The sequence below is a fragment of the Micromonospora sp. BS32 genome (assembly GCF_059089345.1).
This window is the reverse complement of the sequence record NZ_JBSSHR010000005.1, coordinates 347,934-372,234: the sequence shown is the minus strand read 5'-3', so window position 1 is coordinate 372,234 and position 24,301 is coordinate 347,934. Positions and strand designations below refer to the sequence as shown.

Here is a 24,301-nt window from a genome sequence, read left to right as displayed (position 1 = left end):
CACACCGCCCGCGCTCGGCCCCGCGCCCACCGCTGTCGTCGGGTGACGTGCTGTCACCGCAGGTCGGCGGCGTCCACCCCCGGTCGTGTCCAGCTGGCGACATGTCGCCGGTGCGGCGGGCCCGGGGTAGTGACCCGTGGTTGATCTCCATCGCAGACTCCGACTGGCCGCCGGCGCGCCGGCGGCCGAGTCGTCAGCGAAGGAGTATCCATGAACTGGCCCCCGCGTTGGTTCGCCCTCGGCGCCGCCGCCGTGCTGGTGACCGGCGTCGCCGCCCCGGCGTCCGCCGAACCGCCGCCCCCGCCGTCCCGACCGGCCCCGCCGGCCACCACCGGTGGACCGGCCCCGGCCCGGGTCACCCTGATCACCGGTGACGTCGTCGAGCTGGACCGGGCCGCCCCCGGCCGGACGGCGGCCACCGTCCGACCCGCGGCCGGCCGCGAGCAGATCAGCTTCCATACCCTCTCCGTCGACGGGCAGCTCCGGGTGCTCCCCAGCGACGTCGTGCCGTACCTCGCCAGCGGGGTGCTCGACCCGAACCTGTTCGACGTCGAGGAGCTCGTCGCGGACGGCTACGGCGACGCCGCCGCCGGCCGGTTGCCGCTGATCGTCCGCTACCGCGACGGCAGCGGGGAACGGGCCGGCGCGTTCGCCGCCGCCGCCGCGACCGACGTACGCCCGCTGCCGAGCATCGACGGCGCCGCCCTCGCGGTCGGCAAGAGCGACCTGGCCGGCCTCTGGTCGCAGCTGCACGCCCCGCAGGCCGGGCGGGCCGCCGCCACCGAGAGCGGCCGGCTCGGCGCCGGCATCGAACGGATCTGGCTGGACGGCCGGGTCCGGCCGGTGCTGGACCGCAGCGTGGCGCAGATCGGCGCGCCGGCCGCCTGGGCCGCCGGCCGGGACGGCGCCGGGGTCGAGGTCGCGGTGCTGGACACCGGCGTCGACGCCGGCCACCCCGACCTGGCGGGACGGATCGCCGACAGCCGGGACTTCACCGACAGCGGCAGCGTCGCCGACGGGCACGGCCACGGCACCCACGTCGCGTCCACCATCGCCGGCAGCGGCGCCGCCGCCGGCGGTACCCGCAAGGGCGTCGCCCCGGGCGCCCGGCTCCTGGTCGGCAAGGTGCTCGACAACTACGGCAGCGGGTACGACTCGTGGATCATCGCGGGCATGGAGTGGGCGGCCCACTCGGGCGCCCGGGTGGTCAGCATGAGCCTCGGCGGCGCGCCCACCGACGGCACCGACCCGATGAGCCAGGCCGTCAACGACCTCACCGCCGAGACCGGCACCCTGTTCGTGGTGGCCGCCGGCAACTCCGGCGCGGACTACACCGTCGGGGCGCCCGGCGCGGCGGACGCGGCCCTCACCGTGGGCGCCGTGGACCGGGACGACGCGCTGGCCGAGTTCTCCAGTCGCGGTCCCCGGTTGGGCGACAACGCGGTCAAGCCGGAGATCACCGCGCCCGGCGTCGGCATCGTCGCCGCCCGGGCCGCCGGCACCACGATGGGCTCACCGGTCGACGACCGGTACACCGCGGCGTCCGGCACCTCGATGGCCACCCCGCACGTGGCCGGCGCCGCCGCGATCCTGGCCCAGGAACACCCCGACTGGCGGGCCGCCCAGCTCAAGGACGCCCTGGCGAGCACCGCCCGGGCGACCGCCGGGCAGACCGTGTTCGCGCAGGGCGCGGGCCGGGTCGACGTGGCCCGGGCGTACGGCCAGCGGGTGTACGCCTCGGCGGTGGCCGACTTCCGCCGGATCGAGCCCGGCACCACCGGTGACGGGCTGCGTCGCGAGGTGGCGTACACCAACGCCGGCGGCGTCGCGCAGACCCTGCGCCTGCGGCTCGACGTCCGCAACATCGACCGCGGCGCCGACGAGCCGGACGGCTTCGCCCTCGCCGGCGACCAGGTGACCGTGCCGGCCGGCGCGACCGTGCGGGTACCCGTCACCGCCGACCCGGCGAAGCTGGACCGCGGCCGGCACGGCGGCTGGCTGATCGCCACCGGTGCCGACGGCATCGAGACGCGGACCGCGCTGGCCGCCACCCTGAGCGGCCCCCGCCACACGGTCACCCTGCGCGCGGTGGACCGGGCGGGCCGGCCGACCGGCGTCCCCGTGGTGTCCCTCTTCGGCGAGCAGCCCGAGTCGGACAGCCTCGGTTGGATCGCCGAGGGCGGACAGGTCACGTTCACCGTCGAGGAGGGCCCGTACCTGCTGCACGCGCTGATCGAGGACGGCGTCCCGCTGGACGAGCAGTCGACCCTGGTCGTCGATCCGCAGCTGCCGGTGAACCGGGACCTGGAGATCGTGCTGGACGCCCGTAAGGGCACTCCGGTGCGGATCGAGACGCCGCGCCCCGCCGAGCAGCAGACCACCCTCGCGTACTACGCGCACCGGGTGTTCGGCAACGGCCGGCAGGTCGACCACGGGGTGATGCAGTTCAGCACCGTCCAGCAGCTCAACGTCACGCCGACCCGCCGGGCGACCGAGGGCGAGTTCGAGTTCGCCTCCCGCTGGCAGTTGGTGGCGCCCATGGTGGACGCCCAGGTGACCGGCGTGACCGGGCCGCTGGACGTGAACCTGCTCTACCAGTCGCCGGACGCCGACCTGCGCCGCGACCTGCGGCTGGTCGACGCGGGCGCCGGCGCGCCGAACGAGCTGACCGGGGTCCGCGACGCCGCGGCGCTGATCTCGGTCAGCCCCGACCGGTCCGAGGAGGAGCAGATCGCCGCCGCGGCCGCCGCCGGCGCCGCCGCGGTGATGATCGTCCGGCCGGCCGACTGGAGCGCCTGGACCGCGTGGCGTCCGCTCGGCGACCGGTTCCCGGTGCCGGCCGTGGTGCTGCCGTACGACGACGGGCAGCGGGTGTTGGCGGCGGCGAAGACCGGTCAGGCCCGGGTGCGGCTCGCCATCACCGTCTCCAGCCCCTACCTGTACGACGTCTTCCAGGTCTCGCGTCAGCAGGTGCCGGCGACTGTGGTGCACCGGGTCACCGCCGACAACTCGGTCCGGCTGACCAGCCGGTACGTCGACACCGGCGGCTTCGCCTGGGCCAAGGAGCAGCGGTTCGGCTGGCGGCCCTGGCAGTCCGTCGCGCTGGAGTCGCAGCGGATCGTGCGGACCGGGACCGAACGCGAGGAGTGGGTCAGCGCAGGGGACTCGCTGTGGCGGCAGTGGGCCAGCCACCTCTACGTGTGGGACGAGATGGGCCCGATGCTCAGCGGGGCGAGCGAACCGCTGCGCCGGTACACCGGCGGGACCCGCGCCACCCAGAGCTGGTTCGCACCGGTGGTCCGGCCGGCCCTGGCCGGCGGCGGCGCGTCGGCGGCGCGCCGGACCGGTGACGTGCTCGAGCTGCGGGTGGCGCCGTTCGTGGACGCCGACGGGCACTGGGCGGGCGGTGAGCCGGACGACGCCTTGCAGGCCGTCCTGTCCCGCGACGGCGCGCCGATCGCCGACCTCTCCACCGGCTGGGCGCCGGTCACCACCACGCCGGACGCCGCGCGGTACCGGCTGGAGCTGACCACCGACCGCCCCGCCGAGGAGTGGCGCTGGGCGGGGCGGACCAGCACCGCCTGGGAGTTCACCTCGGCCCGACCCACCGGGCCGGACGCCGCACCGCTGCCGCTGCTCCAGCTGGACTACCGGGTCCCGACCGACCTGTCCGGCACCGTCGCCGGCGACCGGCCGCACCGTGTCGGGCTCGCGCTGCGCCACCAGGCCGGCCTTCCGGCGCCGACCGGCACCGCCGTCACCGTCGAGGTCTCCTTCGACGGCGGCGCGCACTGGCGACGCGTCCCGGTCCACGGGGCGGGCACGGCGTACGAGGCCACCGTGCCGGCCGGCGTGGGGAGCGTGTCGCTGCGGGTGCGGGCCACCGACGGCGCGGGCAGCACGATCGAGCAGTCCGTGATCGGGGCGTACGGGCTGCGCTGAAACGACGCCCGCGCGGACTTCCCCCCTTTCCGCGCGGGCGTCCCGCCGGGTCGCCGTGGTTTCCGCCAGGGGGTGGTGGGAACCACGGCGGCGTCCCGGCCGGTGGCCCGGCACGGTCCCGCCTTCGGGTGGCGGTGACCCCCCGGCGTCACCAGCCGGTGGTACGGGGTGTCGGGGAGGTCAGAGCCAGCCGCGGCGCGCGGCCTGGTACGCCAGGCCCGGCCGGGTGTCCACCCCGGCCAGGGTCATCAGGTCGGCGAGCCGCCGCTGGATGGTGCGGCGGCTCACCCCGAGCTGAGAGGCGATGGACTTGTCCGGCACCCCGGCCACGAAGAGCGAGAGCAGCAGCCGTTCGTCGGCGTCCGGGCCGCCGTCGGCGATCGGCGCCGCCCCGGGCAGCAGCGGGGTGGCCGCGTGCCAGTGGCTGTCGAAGAGGGCCAGCAGCGCGTCGAGCAGCTGGCTGCGGCCGATCACCGCCGCGCTGGGCTCGCCGCTGGCCCGGTCGGGCACCAACGGGCAGATCGCGGTGGTCCGGTCGGCCACGGCGAGGCGTACCGGGAGCAGGTTGGTGATCCGGGCCTGCTCGCCGCTGCGGACCGCCTTCTCCACGTCGACCAACGCGCCCGGCTCGGCCAGCAGCTCCCGTTCGTAGATCGCCCGGTAGCTCACCCCGCGGGCCAGCGCGGCGAACTCCTCCACGTTCTCCGGCCCGGGCATGGCCAGCGGGTTGGCCCGGCAGAACCAGAGCACCTCGGTCCGGGCGTCGTCCTGCAACCGCCGCAGCCGGCCGCGCAGCGCGTCGGTGCCGGTGACGATCTCCACCAGGTGGTCGGCGTCGTGCCGCCGTACGCCGGCCCGGTACTCCTCGGTGAGCTGGGCGACCCGGCGGCGGGCGGCCTCCAGGGACTGCTGCTGGCGCAGCAGCTCGTCGCCGAGGGCCACGTCCGGGGGCAGCGGCCGCAACGGCGGGTCGGGCTCGACCCCGGCCGGGGCGACCAGGCCCCGGGCCCGCAGTCCGGCCAGCGCCGCCCCGATCCGCTCGGCGGTCAGCGGCAGCTGCGTCACCAGCTGCGCCCGCCGGGCGGTGGAGAGTCGCAGCAGCGCTCGGTAGACCTGCTCCTCGTCCTCGCCCAGGCCGAGTATCCCCAGCACCTGCCGTCCATCGCTTGACCCGTTCACGAGCGGTGATGGTACGGCCGGCCGCCGCGCCGCCCGCGCCGGCTGGTCAACTGTCGGTGGCCGCGTCTACTGTCGGGTGCTGTGCTGGAAGAGCTGCGCATCACCGGACTGGGCGTCATCGAGGACACCACACTGCCGTTGACCGGTGGGATGAACGTCATCACCGGTGAGACCGGTGCCGGCAAGACCATGGTGGTGACCGGCCTCGGCCTGCTCTTCGGCGGCCGGGCCGACGCCGGGCGGGTGCGCGCCGAGCCGGGCCGGGCGGTGGTCGAGGGGCGGCTGCGCCTCGTCGGCCGGGTCGCCGCGACCGTGCACGCCCGGATCGGGGAGGCCGGCGGCGAGCCCGACGAGGACGGCTCGCTGCTGATGAGCCGGACGGTCACCGTCGAGGGCCGCTCCCGGGCCCACGTGGGTGGGCGCAGCATGCCGGTGTCGATGCTCGGCGAGGTCGGCGAGCAGGTGGTGGCGGTGCACGGCCAGTCCGACCAGCTGCGGCTGCTGCGGCCGGCCGAGCAGCGGGCGGCGCTGGACCGGTTCGCCGGCGCCGAGCACGAGAAGCTGCTCGACGCGCTCCGCGAGTCGTACGGCCGGTGGCGGCAGGTGGTCGACGACCTGGCCGACCGGCGGCGCAACGCCCGCGCGCGCAACCAGGAGGCCGACCTGCTGCGGCTGGGCCTGGACGAGATCACCCGGGTCGACCCGCAGCCCGGCGAGGACGACGAGCTCAAGACGGAGGCGCAGCGGCTGGAGCACGCCGAAGGGCTGCGCGCCGCCGCGCAGCTGGCCCAGCAGTGCGTGGCCGGCGGCGTGGAGGCGGCCGACGACACCCCGGACGCCACCACGCTGCTCGGCGCCGCCCGGCGCACCCTGGAGGCGCAGGCCGGCACCGATCCGGCGCTGGGCGAGCTGGCGCTGCGCCTGGAGGAGGCCGCGACCCTGGTCGGAGACGTCTCCGCGGAGCTGTCGGCGTACCTCGCGGTGCTGGACGCCGACCCGGCCCGGCTCCAGGTCATCTACGAGCGCCGGGCCGCGCTGCGCGCGCTGACCCGCAAGTACGCCGACGACGTCGACGGCGTGGTCGCCTGGGCCGAGCGGGCCCGCACCCGACTGTCCGACCTGGACTCCTCCGACGAACTCCTCGACGAGCTGGACCGGGAGTCGTCCCGCCTCGCCGCCGAGGTGGCCGACCTGGCCGGCCGGGTGTCGGCGTCCCGGCACGAGGCCGCGGTCCGCTTCGCCGAGCAGGTCACCGTCGAGCTGGCCGGGCTGGCCATGCCGCACGCCCGGATCGAGGTGGCGGTGGTGCCCCGGGCGGCGGGGAAGGCCGAGCCGACCCTCACCGTCAACGGCGCGACGGCCGGCATCGGCCCGGACGGCGCGGACGAGGTGGAGCTGCGGCTGCTCGCCCATCCGGGCGCGCCGTCGCTGCCGCTGCAGCGTGGCGCCTCGGGCGGCGAGCTGTCCCGGGTGATGCTCGCCATCGAGGTGGTCTTCGCCGGCTCGGGTGGCCCGCCCACGCTGGTCTTCGACGAGGTGGACGCCGGCGTCGGCGGCACCGCGGCGGTGGAGATCGGTCGCCGGCTGGCCCGGCTGGCCCGCAGCCACCAGGTGCTGGTGGTCACCCACCTGCCGCAGGTGGCCGCCTTCGCCGACCGGCACCTGGTGGTGGCGAAGGACACCGGGGGAGCGGTGACGACCAGCGGGGTACGGGTGGTGGAGGACACCGAGCGGGCCCGGGAGCTGGCCCGTATGCTCGCGGGTTTGCCGGATTCCGACCTGGGTATCGCCCATGCCGAGGAGCTCCTGGCCGTCGCCGCCAAGGAAAGGCGGCCCTGAGCGCGGCGATTGTGAGCGCAAGCACACCGGCCCGCGCCCTCGTGTGCTTCCCTGGGTAGGCGGCCCTGCTCAGGCATGTCGCGACAGAGAAGCCTGCCTCACATGCCAGGATGGTCACGATGCGTCTACCCATGTTGCGCCGGAACCGGAACACGGAACCGGGCTCAGTCCTCGGCACCGCGCGCCTCGACCGTCGGACCAAGCGCCTGGCCGGCCGGCTCCGCCCCGGCGACATCGCGGTCATCGACCACGTCGACCTGGACCGGGTCGCCGCCGACTCGCTGGTCGCCGTCGGTGTCGCCGCGGTGCTCAACGCCAAGCCGTCGGTCTCCGGCCGCTACCCGAACCTCGGCCCCGAGGTGCTGGTGGCCGCGGGCATCCCGCTCCTGGACGACCTGGGCGAGGGGATCTTCGAGCGGGTGCGGGAAGGCGACACGATCCGGATCGAGGGCAACACCGTCTTCGTCGGCGACGAGCCGGTGGCGCACGGCGAGCTGCAGGACGCCGAGACCGTGGCCAAGGCGATGGCCGACGCCCGGGAGGGCCTGTCGGTCCAGCTGGAGGCGTTCGCCGCCAACACCATGGACTACCTGCGCCAGGAGCGCGACCTGCTGCTCGACGGGGTGGGCGTACCGGACATCCAGACCCAGATGCGGGGTCGGCACTGCCTGATCGTGGTCCGCGGCTACGACTACAAGGCCGACCTGGACGTGCTGCGCCCCTACATCCGGGAGTTCAAGCCGGTGCTGATCGGGGTCGACGGCGGGGCCGACGCGCTGGTCGAGGCGGGCTACACCCCCGACATGATCATCGGTGACATGGACTCGGTCACCGACGACGTGCTGCGCTGCGGCGCCGAGGTGATCGTGCACGCGTACCCGGACGGGCGGGCGCCCGGCCTGGCCCGGGTGGAGGGCCTCGGCGTGCCGGCGATCACCTTCCCGGCCGCCGCCACCAGCGAGGACCTGGCCATGCTGCTGGCCGACGAGAAGGGCGCGTCGCTGCTGGTGGCCGTCGGCACCCACGCCACCCTGGTGGAGTTCCTCGACAAGGGCCGCGGCGGCATGGCCTCGACCTTCCTCACCCGGCTCAAGGTCGGTGGCAAGCTGGTCGACGCCAAGGGCGTCAGCCGGCTCTACCGGCAGAGCATCTCGGGTTCGTCGCTGCTGCTGCTGGTCCTCTCGGCGGTCGCCGCGATGGCCTCCGCGGTGGCGGTCTCCACCGTCGGGAAGGCGTATTTGGGCGTGGTCTCCGAGTGGTGGGACAATTTCGTGTTCCAGCTCGGCCAGCTCTTCTAGCTCCCCGACCGATCAAGAGGCTGCAAGCGTGATCAACTTCCGGTACCACGTGGTGTCCCTGACCGCGGTCTTCCTGGCGTTGGCCATCGGCCTGGTGGTCGGCACGGCCGCCCTCAACGGCCCGGTGGCCGACTCGCTCAAGGAGAATGTCAACGCGCTGCGCAAGGACAACCAGCAGATGCGCCAGTCGGTCAACAGCATGCAGAAGGAGCTGGAGCTCGAGGAGGAGTTCGCCGCCCAGATGGCGCAGGTCTACCTGCCGGGCAAGCTCGCCGGCAAGCGGGTCATGGTGCTGAGCCTGCCCGCCGGCCGCGAGCACACCGAGGGCGTGCTGAAGATGCTCCAGCTCGCCGGGGCCAACGTCACCGGCCGGGTCGACGTGCAGGACAAGTTCATCAACCCGGACAACAACACCAACCTGATGGAGCTGGCCGTCACCGCCGCCCGTCCCAGCGCCCCCGCCTCCGCGCTGCCCGGCAACGGCAACGGGGTGGAGACCTCCAGCGCCCTGCTCGCCAGCGTGCTGCTCGACCGGGGCCAGGGCGCCGCCCCGGTCACCGAGGCGGACCGTAGGGCGGTGTTGGCCGCGTACAGCAACGCCGGGTACCTCACCACCGAGGACAAGGTCACCGGGCCGGCCGAGGCCGTCGTGGTGGTCAGCGGGCAGCCGTACGTGGACAAGGACTCCGCCAAGAAGGACGAGTCGGTGGTGAAGATCGCCGAGCAGTTCGACCGGACCGGGGCGATCGTCGTCGGCGGCACCGGCGCCTCCGGCAGCAACCTGGTCGCCGTGGTGCGTGGCGACCCGGTGCTCGCCCAGACCATCTCCACCGTCGACAACGCCAACACCACCCAGGGCCAGCTGGTCACCAGCCTCGCCCTGGTGCAGCAGCTCACCGAGAAGAAGGCCGGCCAGTACGGCGTCGGCGACAATGCCGGCTCGCTGCTGCCTAGACTGCCCCAGTGAGCGAACGACGTACCGCGCTGAGCGGAAGCCGCCCGTCCGTCCCCTCCGGCGGTGCCCGGTGAGCGGGGTGGGGCGGCTGATGGCCGCCGCGCTCGGCGCCGCCGGCACCCGGTACGCGCTGCGCGAGATCCGTACCGCGCCGGTCGCCCCCGCGTTGGAGCGGACCAACTTCCGTGGCCGCACCGTCACCCTCGCCGCCGGGCCGGCGCTGGCCGTCGGCGCGTCCGCCGCCGGCGCGCTGGGCGCACCCAGCGTCCCCGCCGGGGCGGCGGCGCTGGTCGCCGGGCTCGGCGCGGGCGCGGTCGGCCTCTACGACGACGTGGTCGGCAACCGGCCCGAGCAGAAGGCCGCCAAGGGCTTCGCCGGGCACCTCGCCGCGCTGCGCGAGGGGCGGGTCACCGCCGGCATGGTCAAGGTCGGCGGGGTGGGCGCGGCCGGGCTCGCCGCGGCCGTCCTGCTCGTCGCCGACCCGACGGTCGCCGGGCACCGCCGCCGCCAGGGCCAGGGCGCGCTGGGGCGCACGGTCGACGTGCTGCTCGGCGCGGGCGTGGTGGCCGGCACCGCCAACCTGCTCAACCTGCTGGACCTGCGTCCCGGCCGGGCCCTGAAGTCCGGCGTGCTGCTCGGCGCCCCGCTGGCCCGCGGCCCGCACGGCGGGCTCGCCGCCGGCGCGGTCGGCGCGGCGTCCGGGCTGCTCGACGAGGACCTCGGCGAGCGGGTGATGGTCGGCGACAGCGGCGCCAACGCCCTCGGCGCGCTGCTCGGGGTCACCCTCGCGGCCCGCAGCGGCCCGGTCGGCCGGGCCGCGGTCCTGGCCGTCCTGGCCGGGCTCACCGCCGCCAGCGAGAAGGTCAGTTTCACCCAGGTGATCCAGCGCACCCCGGTACTGCGTGAGCTCGACGCGGTGGGCCGGCGATCCGACTGACGTGACCAGACCGGCCCCCCTCGCCGGCGCCGGCCGGGTGGCCGGAGCGGCCGCCCTGATCGCCGTCCTCACCGTGGTCGCCCGGCTCGCCGGCTTCGGCCGCACCGCCGTGTTCACCTTGGTCGTCGAGCGCAGCGACCTCGGCGGCATGTACGTCATCGCCAACACCGTCCCGAACATCATCTTCGAGATCGTCGCCGGCGGCGCGCTGGCCAGCCTGGTCGTACCGCTACTCGCCGGACCGGTCGCGGCCGGCGACCGCCGGGCGGTGGCCGCCACCACCGGCGCGCTGCTGACCTGGACGGTGACCCTGCTGGTGCCCCTCGCGCTGCTGGTGGCGCTGCTCGCCGACCCGATCATCTCGGTGCTCGCCGACGACCGGTCCCCGGCGGAGCTGGCCGCCGGCGCGCGGATGCTGCGGGTCTTCGCGCCGCAGCTGCCGCTCTACGGCGTCGGGATCGTGCTGACCGGGGTGCTCCAGGCGCACCGGCGGTTCGCCTGGCCGGTGATCGCGCCGCTGCTGTCCAGCCTCACCGTGATGGTGGTCTACCTGGTCTTCGGCATCACCGAGGGGCGGGGCGCCACCGTCGCCGGGGTGAGCCGGGCCGGCGAGCTGGTCCTCTCCGGTGGGACCACCCTCGGCGTGGTCGCGCTGTCGCTGTCCCTGCTGATCCCGCTGCGCCGGCTCGGCCTGCGGCTGCGTCCGGGGTACGCCTTCTCCGCCGACGCCCGGGCCAGGGTCGGCGGGCTGGCCCTGGCCGGCGCGGTGACGGTCACCGCCCAGCAGGCCGCCCTGGTGGTCATCCTGAACCGGGTCTCCGGCGGCCCCACCGGCTCGCCGCAGGTCTACAACCTCGCGCAGACCATGTACCTGCTGCCCTGGGCGGTGCTCGCGGTGCCGCTCGCGGTCGCCGCGTACCCGACGCTCTCCGCCGCCTCCGCGGCTGGCGACGAGGACGGCTACCGGCGGACCCTCGCCTCGACGGTGCGTGGGGTGCTGCTGTTCAGCTTCCTCGGCGCGGCGGCCCTGGTCGGCACCGCCGAGCCGGTGGCCCGGTTCTTCTTCGGCGCCGACGGGGTCGGGCCGGCCGCCGCCGCGATCGCCGGGTTCGCCCCCGGCCTGGTCGGCTACGGCCTCTTCGCCGTGCTGTCCCGGGCGCTCTACGCCCGCGGCGCCACCCGGGCGGCGACGGCCGCCATCACCACCGGCTGGCTGGTGGTGCCGGTGGTCGCCGTGCCGCTGGCGGCGCTGCTGCCCCGGGCCGACCGGGTGCTCGCGGTCACCCTGGCCAACTCCGCCGGCATGCTGGTGCTCGGCGTCCTGCTGCTCGGCGCGGTGTTCCGCGCCGCCGGCCGGCCCGCCCTGCACGGGGCCGCCCGGGCCGGGGGCGCCGGACTGCTCGCCGCCGCGCTCGCCGCCCCCGCCGGGGTGGTCGCCGCCCGGTGGCTGGCCGGCCTCGCCGACGGCACCCCGACGAAAGTCGAGGCGCTCGCGCAGGGCATGCTGTCCGGGGCCGTGGTGGGCGTGGTCTTCCTCGCCGTGGCCGGGCTGGCGGACCGGCCGGACGTCCGGCCGCTGTTCGCACGGGTGCGGCGCCGGCTCGGGCGACGACGGGCAGCCCCGCGGCGCGGCCCGCGAAGCGACGGCGTACCCCCGGAGCGGGGTGGTGACGGGAAGGAGACGGTGTCCCCATGACCGACCCGACGTCGGCGGCCCGATGGCGCGGCACGGTGGTCCTGCTGCTGGCCTCCAGCACCGGTGGGGTGGGGCAGCACATCCGGTCGGTGGCCCGTCAGATGACCGCCGCCGGGGTCTCGGTGCTGGTCTGCGGGCCCGCGGCCACCCAGGAACAGTTCGACTTCACCGGCGTCGGCGCCCGCTTCGCCCCGGTGGAGATCCCGGCCAGCCCCACCCCGACCGACGCCCGCGCGGTGGTCGCGCTGCGCCGGGCGCTCGCCGCCGAGCAGGTCCAGGTGGTGCACGCCCACGGCCTGCGCGCCGGGCTGGTCGCTGTCCTCGCCCGGCCGGCCGCCCCGCTGGTGGTGACCTGGCACAACGCGGTACTCGCCGGCGGCCTGCGCGGTCAGCTCTCCCGGCTCGCCGAGCGGACCGTCGCGCGCTCCGCCCGGGTCGCCCTGGGCGCCTCCGCCGACCTGGTGGAGCGGGCCGCCGCCCTCGGCGCCGCCGACGCCCGGCTCGCCCCGGTCGCCGCGCCCGCGCTGCCCGCGCCGCGCCGCCGCCGCGCCGCCGTCCGCGCCGAGTTCGGCGTGGCGCCACACCAGCCGCTGATCCTCTCGGTCGGCCGGCTGCACCCGCAGAAGCGGTACGACGTGCTGATCGACGCCGCCGCGCGGTGGCGTGGCCGGACCCCGCCGCCGGTCGTGGTCATCGCCGGCAGCGGCCCCGCGTACCTGCCGCTGGCCGCCCGGATCTCCACCGCCCGCGCGCCGGTGACCCTGCTCGGGCACCGCACCGACGTGGCGGACCTGCTCGCCGGCGCCGACCTGGCCGTGGTCACCAGCGACTGGGAGGCCCGGCAGCTCTTCGCCCAGGAGGCGCTGCACGCCGGCGTGCCCCTGGTGGCCACCGCGGTCGGCGGCCTGCCCGAGCTGGTCGGGGACGCGGCGGTGCTGGTGCCGGCCGGCGACGTCGACGCGGTCGACGCGGCGGTGCGGTCGCTGCTCGACGACGAGAGCCTCCGCGCCGACCTGGCCCGCCGGGGCGCCGCCCGCGCCGCCACCTGGCCCGCCGAGGAGGACACGGTCACCGCCCTGCTGGCCCTCTACGCCGAGCTGGCCCCGGACGCCGCCGGACCGGCCGGCGCCGACACCTCGTCGACGGGGCGCCGGTGATGCTGCGCCGACTCACCCCGGTCCTGCTCACCCTGCTCGTGGTGGTGCTCGGCGTGACCGCGCTGGCGGCCCGGCCGCGGACCGGCGCGCCCCGGCACACCGCCGACTTCGTGGTGGTCGCCGGCGTCGCCGGGCTGCGCTGGGACGACGTGGATCCGCAGACCACCCCGACGCTGTGGCGGATGGCCGAGCGGGGGTCGATCGGGTCGCTGTCCACCCGCTCCGCGCACCGCCCCACCTGCCCGGTGGACGGCTGGCTCACCCTGGGGGCGGGCAGCTACGCCGCCTGGAACGGCAGCCGCCAGCAGGGCGGCTGCCCGCCGGTCGGGGTGACCGTGGAGCAGCCCGACGGCATCGGCGCGAACCTGCCGGACCAGGAGGGCGTGGTCCGCTACAACGCCGACCGGCTGCCCTGGGGTGCGGTGCCCGGCTCGCTGGCGGAGTCGGTGCGCTGCTCGGTGGCGGTCGGCCCCGGCGCCGCGGTCGCCGCCGCCCGTCCCTTCGGCCGCGTCGACCGGTACGCCCCGGCGCTGCCCGCCGACCCGGCCGGGCTGCTCGGCTCCTGCGTGCTGAGCATCGTCGACCTCGGCACCGTCACCGGTACGGACCCGGTGGCCCGCCGGGCCGACGCCCGCCGCGCCGACGAGGCGCTGGCCCGGGTGCTCGCCGCCCGGCCGGCCCGCTCGATGGTCCTGGTCGCCGGGGTGTCCGACACCGCCGAGCCGGCCCGGCTGCACGTGGCCGTCGCCGACGGGCCGGGCTGGGAGCACGGCTGGCTCACCTCGGCGAGCACCGGCCGGGAGGGGTACCTGCAGCTGGCCGATCTCGCCCCGACGGCGCTCGCCGCGCTCGGCCGGCCGATCCCGGAACGGCTCTTCCTCGGCCGCCCGGCGGTCCGGATCGAGGACCGTCCGGACGACCTGGCCGCCGCCATCGCCGCCCCGGCCGACGCCGACCGCGAGGCGGGCGCCCAGCGCACCGTCGCCGGGTGGTTCTTCGCCCTGCTCGCCGGGGCGCAGGTGGCGCTCGCGGTGGCCGTGCTGCCGCTGCTGCGCCGCGCCCGGCGGCTCGCCGGCCCGCACAGCCCGCCGCCGGTCTCCCGGCGGATCGTGGCGGTCGTGGAGCTGCTGCTGGTGGCCGCCGCGCTGGCCGTCCCCGCCGCCCTGCTCGCCGACGCGGTGCCCTGGTGGCGCGGTGACCACGCCGGCTGGTGGTTCGCGCTGGTCACGGTGGCCCTGATCGGGGCGGCGACCGCCCTGGTCCGGTTCGCCCCCGGGCACGACCGCACCCTCGGCCCGCTCGGCGTGGTGGCCGGCCTGGCCACCCTGGTGGTCGGCGCGGACGTGGTCAGCGGGGCCCGGTTGCAGCTCAACGGCGTGGTCGGCTACTCGGCGCTGGAGGGCGGTCGCTTCTCCGGTCTGGGCACCGTGGGTCTCGGGGTCTTCCTGGCCGGGTCACTGCTCTGCGCCGGCTGGCTGGCGCAGCGGGTCCGCCGGGGCTGGCGGCCGATGGTGGTCGTCGCCGTGGGCGGCGCGGCCGTGGTGGTGGTGGGCAGCCCCTACCTGGGGTCGGACCCGGTCGGCGCGGTGGCGCTCACCGCCGGGGTGGCGGTCGCCGCGGCGATCAGCACCGGCGGTTGGCTCACCGTCAGCCGGCTGGTCTGGGCAGCCATGGCCGGGCTGGCGCTGACCATCGGCTTCGCCGTGGTGGACCTGCGTCGCCCCGCCGACGAGCGCGGCGCCCTGGGCCGGTTCCTGGCCGCCCTCGCCGACGGCACCGGCGGGCTCACCGTGCACCGCTCCAGTACGGCGAACTTCGAGACCCTGGTGAACAGCCCGCTGACCCTGCTGGCCGTGCTGGGGGCGCTGCTGGTCTGGTTCGCCCTGCTCCAGCCCTGGGGCGGGCTGTTGCGGCTGTTCGGCATCTACCCGGCGGTCCGGGCGGCGATGGCCGGCACCGCCGTGGCCGCGGTGATCGGCGGGCTGCTGGGTGGCTCCGCGCTGGACGTGGCCGGGGCGGCGGGTGCGCTGGTGGTGCCGATGGCGGCGCTGGCCTCGCTGCGGGTGCTCGACCATTCCACCGACCGGACCCAGCCCGGCGCCGGCCGGCCGCGCGGGGACGGGCCGGGCGGTGCGTCGGCCGGTGACGCCCCGGACGGCGGCCCGGCCGGAGGTGAGCGGGGCGACGGCGGATCCGCCGGCTCCGGGCGTACCCCCGAGGGTGGTCAGGCCGACGCCGACGCGACCGGGACCGGCGACGCGCAGGCGGCGGACGGACGGCCGGGGGAGGGCGAACGCCGCCCCGGCGCGGTGGCGGTGCCCGCCGCCCGCGCCCCCGGCGACGGCGCCGGGGCATCGACCGAGGTGACGGCGAACTGACCGGCCGACCGACTCCGGGCACGTCACCCCGGGTGCGACGCCGGACCGGGGTCGGGAAGGTGTTACCGTGGAATCCCGTGGATCGCGTGATCACTTTGCTGATCGGCACGGCGGTTCGCTTGACCGCTACGGACGACACGGGAGCAGGCCTTGGCCCCTTCAGCACGCACGACCCGGCACATCTTCGTCACCGGGGGCGTCGCCTCCTCGCTCGGTAAGGGCCTCACCGCCTCCAGCCTCGGCAACCTGCTGAGCGCGCGCGGCTTGCGCGTGGTGATGCAGAAGCTCGACCCGTACCTCAACGTCGACCCCGGGACGATGAACCCGTTCCAGCACGGCGAGGTCTTCGTCACCGAGGACGGCGCCGAGACCGACCTCGACGTCGGCCACTACGAGCGGTTCCTCGACCGGGCGCTCTCCGGCAAGGCCAACGTCACCACCGGCCAGATCTACTCGGACGTGATCGCCAAGGAGCGGCGCGGCGAGTACCTGGGCGACACCGTCCAGGTGATCCCGCACATCACCAACGAGATCAAGTCCCGGATCCTCGGCATGGCCGACCCGGACGCCGACGGCCAGCTGCCGGACGTGGTGATCACCGAGGTGGGCGGCACCGTCGGCGACATCGAGTCGCTGCCGTTCCTGGAGGCGATCCGCCAGGTCCGCCACGACCTCGGCCGGGACAACTGCTTCTACCTGCACGTCTCGCTGGTGCCGTACCTGGCGCCGTCCGGCGAGCTGAAGACCAAGCCGACCCAGCACTCGGTGGCGCAGCTGCGCAGCATCGGCATCCAGCCCGACGCGATCGTGCTGCGCTGCGACCGGGAGATCCCGGAGAAGCTCAAGGAGAAGCTCTCCCTCTACTGCGACGTGGACCGCGAGGCGGTCGTCGCCGCCCCGGACGCGCCGAGCATCTACGACATCCCGAAGGTGCTGCACCGTGAGGGGCTCGACGCGTACGTGGTGCGCCGGCTCGGGCTCTCCTTCCGGGACGTGGACTGGACCAGCTGGGACGACCTGCTGGAGCGGGTGCACCAGCCGCACCACACGGTCACCGTCGCGGTGGTCGGCAAGTACGTCGACCTGCCCGACGCGTACCTGTCGGTCAGCGAGGCGATCCGGGCCGCCGGCTTCGGCCACCGGGCCCGGGTGCAGCTGCGCTGGGTGCCCAGCGACGACTGCGTCACCCCGGCCGGCGCGGCGGCCGCCCTGGCCGGCGTGGACGGCATCCTCATCCCGGGCGGCTTCGGTGTGCGCGGCATCGAGGGCAAGATCGGCACCGCCCGGTACGCCCGGGAGAACGGCATCCCGCTGCTCGGCCTCTGCCTCGGCCTGCAGTGCATGACCATCGAGGTGGCCCGCCACCTCGCCGGCCTCGACGGGGCGAACTCGCTGGAGTTCGACGAGGAGGCGAAGCACCCGGTCATCGCCACCATGGCCGACCAGGAGGACATCGTCGCCGGCAAGGGCGACCTGGGCGGCACCATGCGGCTCGGGGCGTACCCGGCGAAGCTGACCGAGGGCTCGATCGTCGCCGAGGCGTACGGCAGCACCGAGATCAGCGAGCGGCACCGGCACCGGTACGAGGTGAACAACGCCTACCGTGACCAGCTCACCAAGGCCGGCCTGCACTTCTCCGGCACCTCGCCGGACGGCCGGCTGGTCGAGTTCATCGAGCTGGACCGGGACCTGCACCCGTTCTTCGTGGCCACCCAGGCGCACCCGGAGCTGAAGAGCCGCCCGACCCGGCCGCACCCGCTCTTCGCGGCGTTCGTCAAGGCGACCGTGGCGTACTCGGAAGCCGACCAGCTGCCGGTGGACCTCGACGCGGTGGCCGACGCCCCCGCGGCGGAGCAGGCCGCCCGCAACGGCGCCGCGGCGAAGGCCTCCTCCGCCTCGTGAGCGAGCGGAGCGAGCGAACCGGGGGGCTCAGCAGCGCGGCGCGAAGCGCCGTCGAGCACCGCTACGAGTTGCGCGGGCGCACCGAGCGGTACCGCGGCAAGATCTTCGACGTGGTCACCGACGAGGTGACCATGCCGGGTGGCGGGACCGCGCAGCGCGACTACGTCCGGCACGTCGGGGCGGTCGCCGTGGTGGCGCTCGACGACGCCGGCCAGGTGGTGCTGCTGCGGCAGTACCGGCAGCCGGTCGGCCGGCACCTGTGGGAGCTCCCCGCCGGGCTGACGGACGTCGACGGCGAGGACCTGGCGGCGGCCGCCGCGCGGGAGCTCGCCGAGGAGGCCGATCTGGCCGCCGGCACCCTGGACCTGCTGGTCGACGTGCACACCTCGCCGGGCTTCTCCAACGAGGTGGTGCGGGTCTTCCTCGCCCGCGACCTGGCCGACGTCCCCGCCGACCAGCGGCACGAGCGCCGCGAGGAGGAGGCGGACATCCAACTCGTCCGGCTCGACCTGGACGAGGCGGTCGGCATGGTGCTCGCGGGGGAGATCACCAACGGTCCGTGCGTGGCCGGGCTGCTGGCCGCGGCCCGCGCCCGCGACGCCGGCTGGTCGGTGCTGCGCCGGGCCGACGCCCCGCTGCCCCGCTGACCCCGGGTACGCCCGGAAGGGCCGCACGGCACGCCCGTGCGGCCCTTCCGCGTCGTGTCCTGGGGTTTCCGGTGGGCGGCGGCCCCGACGTGGTGCGACGATGGGGCCGGACCGTCGAGTGGAGGCGCCGGCCCGACGCCTGACACACCGTCAGGCGGATCGGGCACCGGATGTCACTGTGCTGGCTCCCGGAGGGTGGCCGCGCGCCTAGACTGCCGCCGGCGGGACCGGTGGACCGCGCCGGCAAAGGGGCCGACGCGGCACCGCGCAGTCGGGGGTGAGCTGCCCCGAGAGAGGTGTCTGCATCGTGAAGGTCGGAATCCCACGCGAGGTCAAGAACCACGAGTACCGCGTGGCGATCACGCCGGCGGGCGTCAACGAGTTCACCCGCCACGGTCACGAGGTCTTCGTCGAGTCCGGTGCCGGTGAGGGGTCGAGCATCACCGACGACGAGTTCGCCGCCGCTGGCGCCAAGATCCTGGCCACCGCCGACGAGGTGTGGGACACCGCCGAGCTGGTGCTCAAGGTCAAGGAGCCGATCGCCGAGGAGTACCACCGGATGCGCGAGGGGCAGGTGCTCTTCACCTACCTGCACCTGGCCGCGTCGAAGGAGTGCACCGACGCGCTGATCGACCGGAAGGTCACCGGCATCGCGTACGAGACCGTCGAGCTGCCGGACCGGTCGCTGCCGCTGCTCGCCCCGATGTCCGAGGTGGCCGGCCGGCTCGCCCCGCAGGTGGGCGCGTTCTACATGATGCGCACCGGCGGCGGGCGGGGCGTGCTGCCCGGCGGCGTCTCCGGCGTGTACGCGGCCAAGACCGTGGTCATCGGCGCCGGTGTCTCCGGCCTGAACGCCGCCGCCATCGCGCTGGGCCTGCAGTCCGAGGTGCTGCTGCTGGACAAGAACGTCGCCCGGCTGCGCCAGGCCGACGCCATCTACCGGGGCCACCTGCAGACCGTCGCCTCGAACGCGTACGAGATCGAGCGGGCCGTGGTCGACGCGGACCTGGTCATCGGCGCGGTGCTGGTCCCCGGCGCGAAGGCCCCGAAGCTGATCTCCAACGAGCTGGTCTCCCGGATGAAGCCGGGCAGCGTGCTCGTCGACATCGCCATCGACCAGGGCGGCTGCTTCGAGGACTCGCGTCCCACCACGCACGCCGACCCGGTCTACAAGGTGCACGAGTCGATCTTCTACTGCGTGGCGAACATGCCCGGCGCGGTGCCGAACACCAGCACCTACGCGCTGACCAACGTCACCCTGCCGTACGCGCTGGAGCTGGCCAACCAGGGCTGGCGCGAGGCGCTGCGCCGCGACCCGGCTCTCGCCCTCGGCCTGAACACCCACGACGGGCGGGTCACCTACGGCCCGGTCGCCGAGGCGCACGGCATGGAGACGCTGCCGCTGTCGGACGTCCTGGCCTGAGGGGCGACGGCTGACCGCAGCACCGGACCTCGGGGCCGGTGCGGGCCCACAGCCCGCGCCGGCCCTGCGCCGTGCCGTCCGCGGCTACCTCGACCACCTCACCGTCGAGCGGGGCCTGTCGGCGAACACCCTCTCGTCGTACCGCCGGGACCTGGAGCGGTACCTGACCACCCTGGCCTCGGCGGGCGTCGCCGACCTGGCCGCCGTCGGCCCCGGCGTGGTCGAGTCGCACCTGGCCCGGCTCCGCGCCGGCGATCCCGACCACCCGCCGCTGGCGGTCTCCTCGGCCGCCCGGGCCGCCTCCGCGGTGCGCGGGCTGCACCGCTTCGCGCTGCGCGAGGGCCTGGCCGGCGCCGATCCCAGCCGGGACGTGCACCCGCCCACCCCGCCGCGCCGGCTGCCCCGGGCCCTGCCGGTCGAGGACGTGGTCCGGCTGCTGGATACCGCCGGCCCGGTCACCGCCACCGGCGACGGGGCGGCGCTCGCGCTGCGCGACCGGGCGCTGCTGGAGTTCCTGTACGGCACCGGCGCCCGCATCTCCGAGGCGGTCGGCGCCGCCATCGACGACCTGGACGTCACCGAGGGCACCGCCCTGCTGCGCGGCAAGGGCGGCCGGACCCGGCTCGTGCCGATCGGCGGGTACGCCGTCGAGGCGCTGCGGGCCTGGCTGGTGCGCGCCCGCCCCGGCCTGGTCGCCGCCGGCCGGGGCACCCCGGCGGTCTTCGTCAACGCCCGCGGCGGCACCCTGACCCGGCAGGGCGCGTGGACCATCCTGCGCCGCGCCGCTGAGCGGGCCGGGCTGCCCGTGGACGGGCCGAGCGCGGTCTCCCCGCACACGCTGCGCCACTCGTACGCCACCCACCTGCTCGACGGCGGCGCCGACGTGCGGGTGGTGCAGGAACTGCTCGGCCACGCCTCGGTGACCACCACCCAGGTGTACACACTGGTCACCGTGGAGCGGCTGCGTGAGGTGTACGCGACCGCCCACCCGCGCGCCCGCGGCTGATCCGTCCCACCGCCGGCGGACCGGCCGGGACGGCCGACACGCCGGAGACCGGTACTGAACGCGCTGCTGGTCGGTGGCGTAGAGTCGGCTTCGGCGCGGACCTCCTGGGGCGACATCCGGGGTGCGCAGCGGCGCCGCGAAGGGTCGGAAGGCTCCGACGCCGGGTGGTCGTCGGGAGGGGGCAACGAGGACATGGCTGGCAACGGTGATCGTGCCGACGCCTGGACGTCGGAGCTCCGCGAGCAGCAGGCGTCGCTCGGCGCGGACCTGGGTCCGGCGGACCCGGCCGCGTACACGATGCGCAAGCCCATTCCGGAGCCGATGCCGACCGACCGGCACGGGCCGGCGCGGATCATCGCGATGGCCAACCAGAAGGGTGGCGTGGGTAAGACCACCACCACCATCAACCTGGGCGCCGCGCTCGCCGAGTACGGCCGCAAGGTGCTGCTGGTTGACTTCGACCCGCAGGGCGCGCTCTCGGTGGGGCTGGGGGTGAACCCGCACAACCTCGACCTGTCGGTCTACAACCTGCTGATGCAGGACGACGTCACCGCCGAGGACGTCCTGATCAAGACCGACGTGGCCGGGTTGCACATTCTGCCGGCCAACATCGACCTCTCCGCGGCCGAGATCCAGCTGGTCAACGAGGTCGCCCGGGAGATGGCCCTGGCCCGGGTGCTGCGCAACGTGCGCAAGGAGTACGACTACATCCTGATCGACTGCCAGCCCTCGCTGGGCCTGCTGGCGATCAACGCGCTCACCGTGGCGCACGGCGTGCTCATCCCGCTGGAGTGCGAGTTCTTCAGCCTCCGGGGCGTGGCGCTGTTGCTGGACACCATCGACAAGGTCCGCGAGCGGCTCAACTTCGACCTGGAGCTCGAGGGCATCCTCGCCACCATGTACGACAGTCGCACCACGCACTGCCGGCAGGTGCTCCAGCGGGTGGTCGAGGCGTTCGGCGACAAGGTCTACCAGACGGTGATCACCAAGACGGTGAAGTTCCCGGAGTCCACGGTGGCCGGTGCCCCGATCACCACGCTCGACCCGGCCTCCTCGGGGGCCCGCAACTACCGGCAGCTGGCCCGTGAGGTGATCGCCGCCCAGGCCGACCGGTAGGCCGGCGTGCACCTTCGCGTCGCCCCGCCCGGAGCGTGGACTACGGTCTTCCGGTGACCGCGCCACCGCTGGACCCGCCGACGACCCCGGAGCAGCCCGCCGTGGTGGCCGCCGAGGTCGCCGCCGAGGTGGCGACGGATCCGGGCGGCGTGCCGCAGGCCGAGGAGGGCACCGGTTTCACCGTCCGGTTGGCGAACTTCACCGGCCCGTTCGACCTGCTGCTGCAACTGATCAGCAAGCACAAGCTGGACGTCACCGAGGTGGCGCTGCACCAGGTCACCGACGAGTTCATCGCCTACATCCGGGCCATGGGCGACCAGTGGGACCTCGACGAGACCAGCGAGTTCCTGCTCATCGCGGCCACCCTGCTCGACCTGAAGGCGGCCCGGCTGCTGCCCTCGGCCGAGGTGGAGGACGAGGAGGACCTCGCCCTGCTGGAGGCGCGGGACCTGCTCTTCGCCCGGCTGCTGCAGTACAAGGCGTACAAGGAGGCGGCGGCGCACATCGCCGAGCTGGAGTCGGTCGGCGGCCGGCGGTACCCGCGCGCGGTCACCCTGGAACCCCACTACGCCGAGGCGCTGCCCGACCTGGTGCTCGGCATCGGCCCGGAGCGGCTGCTGAAGCTCGCCATCAGGGCGATGACCCCGAAGCCGGTGCCCGAGGTCTCCATCGCCCACGTGCACATGGTGCGGGTCAGCGTCCGGGAGCACGCCGCGATCCTCTCCGACCGGCTGCGCCGCGCCGGCATCGCCACGTTCTCGCTGCTCTGCGCCGACTGCGAGATCACCCTGGAGGTGGTCGCCCGGTTTCTGGCGCTGCTGGAGCTGTACCGCGAGGGGCTGGTCGCGTTCGTTCAGGAACAGGCCCTGGAGGAGCTGACCGTCCGCTGGACCGGGCCCGCCGAGGGCGGCGGAGAACTGCACATCGACGAGTACGCCGGCGAGCCGGCGCCGCCGGCCGGGCAGGCCGGGCCGTCCGACCGGGCGGCCCCCGCGACGGACGAGGCGGAACCCCCGGCGCGCCCCGTCCCGCCGGTGGGCGACGGGGACGACCCGGGAGCGACGGAGGAGTGACCCGATGAGTGACGTGGAACGCCCGGACTCCCTGGCCGACCAGGCCGCCGCCTGGGTGCCCCCGTGGGAACGCCGCCCCGCCCCCGTGATCGAGCCCGAGCCCGAGGACGACACCGACCCGGCCGTCGAGTCGGAGGAGACCTCGCCCGCGGCTGCCGAGTCCGCGGCGAGCACCGGTCCGGCCATCGCCGCCGAGCCCGCTTTAGGCGCGGTGGCGGGAGAGGGGAGGGCTGCCCGCGTACCCGGGAAGCAGCCGGCACCCCGGCGGCGGGCGACGCCCGCGCCGGAGCCGGCCCCGGAGCTGGACGACGCGGAGCTGCGCGGCGCCCTGGAGGCGATCCTGCTGGTGGTGGACGAGCCGGTCAGCGAACTGGTCCTGGCCCAGGTGCTGGAGCAGCGGCCGGAGCGGATCGGCCCGGTGCTCGACGACATCGCCGCCGGCTACACGGCCGCCGGGCACGGTTTCGAGCTGCGCCGCGCCGCCGGTGGCTGGCGTCTCTACACCCGCCCGGAATACGCGACCTACGTCGAACGGTTCGTACTGGACGGGCAGTCGGTACGACTGACCCAGGCCGCGCTGGAGACCCTCGCGGTGATCGCCTACAAGCAACCGGTGACCCGTTCGCGGATCTCGGCCATCCGGGGTGTGAACTGTGACGGGGTCATCCGTACCCTGGTCTCCCGCGGGTTGGTCGAGGAGTGCGGCACCGAACCGGACAGCGGGGCGTTCCTCTACCGGACCACCACCATGTTCCTGGAGAAGCTGGGGCTGAACTCGGTGGCCGACCTGCCTCCGCTTGCCCCGTTCCTTCCCGACGACGTAGAAGAGCTTGCCGATGCGACGCGATGACCGTGCCCCGAAACCCGACGCCCCCGTCTACGAGGGGACCGAGCGCCTGCAGAAGGTGCTCGCCGCCGCCGGCGTGGGCTCCCGACGCGCCTGCGAGGACCTGATCTTCCGGCGCCGGGTGACCGTGGACGGCCGGGTCGCCAAGCTCGGCGACAAGGTCGACCCCGCCACCGCCGTGATCCACGTCGACGGCGAGCGCCTCCAGGCCGACAACCGCCTGGTCTACCTGGCGATGAACAAGCCGCGCGGGGTGGTTACCACCATGGCGGACGAGAAGGGACGCACCGAGCTCGCCGACTTCATCGGCAACCGGGTGGAGCAGCGGGTCTACCACGTCGGGCGGCTCGACGCGGACAGCGAGGGCCTGCTGCTGCTCACCAACGACGGCACCCTCGCCCACAAGCTCATGCACCCGTCGTACGAGGTGCTGAAGACCTACCTGGCCGAGGTGGCCGGGCCGATCCCGCGCAACCTGGGCCGGCGGCTGATGGCCGGCGTGGAGCTGGAGGACGGGCCGGTCAAGGTCGACTCGTTCAAGTTGGTGGACACCCTGGGCAAGACCGCCCAGGTGGAGCTGAGCCTGCACGAGGGGCGCAAGCACATCGTCCGGCGCCTGCTGGCCGAGGTCGGGCACCCGGTGGCCCGGCTGGTGCGTACCTCGATCGGGCCGATCCGGCTGGGTGACCTGCGTACCGGGCGGATCCGGCGGTTGACCAACGCCGAGGTCGCCGCCCTGTTCAAGGCCGTGGGTGACTGACCTCCTCGTTCTGGGTAGGTGTGCCGGTAGGCTTCGACGCGGCCCGCGGGCCGGCGGGTGGCGTGGGTCGCCCCCGGCGGCGTCGCGCGCGGCCGACCCGCGAGGCGCGGGATGATTGACAGAGATACACAACCGCTCAACGGCGC

At 75.2% G+C, this 24,301-nt stretch carries 17 protein-coding genes; 16 read left to right on the top strand and 1 reads right to left on the bottom strand.

The window, feature by feature from the left end:
- Positions 1-210 precede the first annotated feature (210 nt).
- Complete coding sequence (locus AC5RWQ_RS11440; RefSeq protein WP_494282698.1) at positions 211-3,942, top strand: S8 family serine peptidase; 3,732 nt, start codon at positions 211-213, stop codon at positions 3,940-3,942.
- A gap of 180 nt (positions 3,943-4,122) precedes the next feature.
- Here AC5RWQ_RS11440 and AC5RWQ_RS11435 read toward each other — a convergent pair whose 3' ends face one another.
- A complete protein-coding gene (locus AC5RWQ_RS11435; RefSeq protein WP_494282697.1) occupies positions 4,123-5,094 on the bottom strand; it encodes a TrmB family transcriptional regulator in 972 nt (323 codons plus the stop codon).
- A gap of 108 nt (positions 5,095-5,202) precedes the next feature.
- Between AC5RWQ_RS11435 and recN the strand changes: the two genes are divergently transcribed.
- The 15 genes from recN to AC5RWQ_RS11360 all read left to right on the top strand — a co-directional run bounded on the left by recN (position 5,203) and on the right by AC5RWQ_RS11360 (position 24,155).
- A complete protein-coding gene (recN, locus tag AC5RWQ_RS11430; protein ID WP_334493572.1) occupies positions 5,203-6,960 on the top strand; it encodes a DNA repair protein RecN in 1,758 nt (585 codons plus the stop codon).
- 119 nt (positions 6,961-7,079) lie between these two features.
- Positions 7,080-8,258 (top strand): putative cytokinetic ring protein SteA, encoded by a 1,179-nt coding sequence (gene steA, locus AC5RWQ_RS11425; protein ID WP_494282696.1) that lies wholly within the window; start codon positions 7,080-7,082, stop codon positions 8,256-8,258.
- A 28-nt stretch (positions 8,259-8,286) separates the two neighbouring features.
- A complete protein-coding gene (locus AC5RWQ_RS11420) occupies positions 8,287-9,225 on the top strand; it encodes a copper transporter (RefSeq protein ID WP_494282695.1) in 939 nt (312 codons plus the stop codon).
- 79 nt (positions 9,226-9,304) lie between these two features.
- A complete protein-coding gene (locus AC5RWQ_RS11415; RefSeq protein WP_494282725.1) occupies positions 9,305-10,150 on the top strand; it encodes a hypothetical protein in 846 nt (281 codons plus the stop codon).
- 1 nt (position 10,151) lies between these two features.
- Positions 10,152-11,846, top strand: a complete 1,695-nt coding sequence (gene murJ / locus AC5RWQ_RS11410; RefSeq protein WP_494282694.1) for a murein biosynthesis integral membrane protein MurJ — start codon at positions 10,152-10,154, stop codon at positions 11,844-11,846.
- A complete protein-coding gene (locus AC5RWQ_RS11405; protein ID WP_494282693.1) occupies positions 11,843-13,003 on the top strand; it encodes a glycosyltransferase family 4 protein in 1,161 nt (386 codons plus the stop codon). The genes murJ and AC5RWQ_RS11405 overlap by 4 nt, the downstream gene beginning before the upstream one ends.
- Entirely contained in the window at positions 13,003-15,381 is a 2,379-nt protein-coding gene (locus tag AC5RWQ_RS11400) for a hypothetical protein (protein WP_494282692.1), read from the top strand. The genes AC5RWQ_RS11405 and AC5RWQ_RS11400 overlap by 1 nt, the downstream gene beginning before the upstream one ends.
- A 150-nt stretch (positions 15,382-15,531) precedes the next feature.
- Positions 15,532-17,283 (top strand): CTP synthase, encoded by a 1,752-nt coding sequence (gene pyrG, locus AC5RWQ_RS11395; RefSeq protein ID WP_494282691.1) that lies wholly within the window; start codon positions 15,532-15,534, stop codon positions 17,281-17,283.
- Complete coding sequence (locus tag AC5RWQ_RS11390; RefSeq protein WP_494282690.1) at positions 17,280-17,930, top strand: NUDIX domain-containing protein; 651 nt, start codon at positions 17,280-17,282, stop codon at positions 17,928-17,930. The genes pyrG and AC5RWQ_RS11390 overlap by 4 nt, the downstream gene beginning before the upstream one ends.
- A 307-nt stretch (positions 17,931-18,237) precedes the next feature.
- Positions 18,238-19,353, top strand: coding sequence for an alanine dehydrogenase (gene ald, locus AC5RWQ_RS11385; protein WP_494282689.1), 1,116 nt, complete (start codon positions 18,238-18,240; stop codon positions 19,351-19,353).
- 10 nt (positions 19,354-19,363) lie between these two features.
- Entirely contained in the window at positions 19,364-20,359 is a 996-nt protein-coding gene (locus AC5RWQ_RS11380) for a site-specific tyrosine recombinase XerD (protein ID WP_494282724.1), read from the top strand.
- Positions 20,360-20,551: 192 nt separating this feature from the next.
- The gene (locus tag AC5RWQ_RS11375; protein ID WP_334493009.1) at positions 20,552-21,475 is read left to right on the top strand and encodes a ParA family protein; all 924 of its coding nucleotides are present in this window, start codon (positions 20,552-20,554) and stop codon (positions 21,473-21,475) included.
- Between the two features lie 53 nt (positions 21,476-21,528).
- The gene (locus tag AC5RWQ_RS11370; protein WP_494282688.1) at positions 21,529-22,548 is read left to right on the top strand and encodes a segregation and condensation protein A; all 1,020 of its coding nucleotides are present in this window, start codon (positions 21,529-21,531) and stop codon (positions 22,546-22,548) included.
- Between the two features lie 4 nt (positions 22,549-22,552).
- A complete protein-coding gene (gene scpB / locus AC5RWQ_RS11365; protein WP_494282687.1) occupies positions 22,553-23,398 on the top strand; it encodes an SMC-Scp complex subunit ScpB in 846 nt (281 codons plus the stop codon).
- Positions 23,385-24,155 carry a pseudouridine synthase gene (locus AC5RWQ_RS11360; protein ID WP_334493012.1) on the top strand — a complete coding sequence of 257 codons (771 nt, stop codon included), beginning with the start codon at positions 23,385-23,387 and terminating at the stop codon, positions 24,153-24,155. Before scpB ends, AC5RWQ_RS11360 begins: the two co-directional genes overlap by 14 nt.
- The last annotated feature ends 146 nt before the right edge of the window (positions 24,156-24,301 follow it).

What these genes read in the sequence shown, in the direction of transcription:
- steA (WP_494282696.1), top strand. Translation starts at nt 7,080, where the DNA reads ATGCGTCTACCCATGTTGCGCCGGAACCGGAACACGGAACCGGGCTCA.
- AC5RWQ_RS11375 (WP_334493009.1), top strand. Translation starts at nt 20,552, where the DNA reads ATGGCTGGCAACGGTGATCGTGCCGACGCCTGGACGTCGGAGCTCCGC.
- AC5RWQ_RS11415 (WP_494282725.1), top strand. Translation starts at nt 9,305, where the DNA reads ATGGCCGCCGCGCTCGGCGCCGCCGGCACCCGGTACGCGCTGCGCGAG.
- AC5RWQ_RS11360 (WP_334493012.1), top strand. Translation starts at nt 23,385, where the DNA reads ATGCGACGCGATGACCGTGCCCCGAAACCCGACGCCCCCGTCTACGAG.
- scpB (WP_494282687.1), top strand. Translation starts at nt 22,553, where the DNA reads ATGAGTGACGTGGAACGCCCGGACTCCCTGGCCGACCAGGCCGCCGCC.
- AC5RWQ_RS11405 (WP_494282693.1), top strand. Translation starts at nt 11,843, where the DNA reads ATGACCGACCCGACGTCGGCGGCCCGATGGCGCGGCACGGTGGTCCTG.
- AC5RWQ_RS11440 (WP_494282698.1), top strand. Translation starts at nt 211, where the DNA reads ATGAACTGGCCCCCGCGTTGGTTCGCCCTCGGCGCCGCCGCCGTGCTG.
- AC5RWQ_RS11400 (WP_494282692.1), top strand. Translation starts at nt 13,003, where the DNA reads ATGCTGCGCCGACTCACCCCGGTCCTGCTCACCCTGCTCGTGGTGGTG.